We start from the raw sequence: 957 nt of genomic DNA, 5'->3' as shown, positions 1-957 counted from the left end.
TGTTGTGCAGCCAGCTCCTGACAGTTCAATATCAGAAGTGATCTGCACCAATCTCGACTATGCTCAATACTCGTGTGGGCTCTGTTGCAAAAATCGTGAAGCTTGAGCATGCTTGGCGGAGATTGGACGGACGGAACGATGACGGATTTCAAGTGGCGCCATTTCCAGGGTGATGTGATCCTGTGGGCGGTGCGCTGGTATTGTCGCTATCCGATCAGCTATCGCGACCTTGAGGAAATGCTGGCGGAACGCGGCATTTCGGTCGACCATACGACGATCTATCGCTGGGTCCAGTGCTACGCCCCGGAGATGGAGAAGCGGCTGCGCTGGTTCTGGCGGCGTGGCTTTGATCCGAGCTGGCGCCTGGATGAAACCTACGTCAAGGTGCGGGGCAAGTGGACCTACCTGTACCGGGCAGTCGACAAGCGGGGCGACACGATCGATTTCTACCTGTCGCCGACCCGCAGCGCCAAGGCAGCGAAGCGGTTCCTGGGCAAGGCCCTGCGAGGCCTGAAGCACTGGGAAAAGCCTGCCACGCTCAATACCGACAAAGCGCCGAGCTATGGTGCAGCGATCACCGAATTGAAGCGCGAAGGAAAGCTGGACCGGGAGACGGCCCACCGGCAGGTGAAGTATCTCAATAACGTGATCGAGGCCGATCACGGAAAGCTCAAGATACTGATCAAGCCGGTGCGCGGTTTCAAATCGATCCCCACGGCCTATGCCACGATCAAGGGATTCGAAGTCATGCGAGCCCTGCGCAAAGGACAGGCTCGCCCCTGGTGCCTGCAGCCCGGCATCAGGGGCGAGGTGCGCCTTGTGGAGAGAGCTTTTGGCATTGGGCCCTCGGCGCTGACGGAGGCCATGGGCATGCTCAACCACCATTTCGCAGCAGCCGCCTGATCGGCGCAGAGCGACAGCCTACCTCTGACTGCCGCCAATCTTTGCAACAGAGCC

At 59.5% G+C, this 957-nt stretch carries 1 protein-coding gene; it reads left to right on the top strand.

Going from position 1 to position 957, the window contains the following annotated elements:
• Positions 1–138: 138 nt before the first annotated feature.
• On the top strand, positions 139–903 hold the full coding sequence (locus tag PG899_RS24140) for an IS6-like element IS6100 family transposase (protein WP_001389365.1): 765 nt from the start codon (positions 139–141) through the stop codon (positions 901–903).
• Positions 904–957: the final 54 nt, after the last annotated feature.

The organism is Aeromonas sp. QDB39 (assembly GCF_027707585.1).
Lineage (GTDB): Bacteria > Pseudomonadota > Gammaproteobacteria > Enterobacterales > Aeromonadaceae > Aeromonas > Aeromonas hydrophila.
This window is presented reverse-complemented; position numbering and strand designations above follow the sequence as displayed.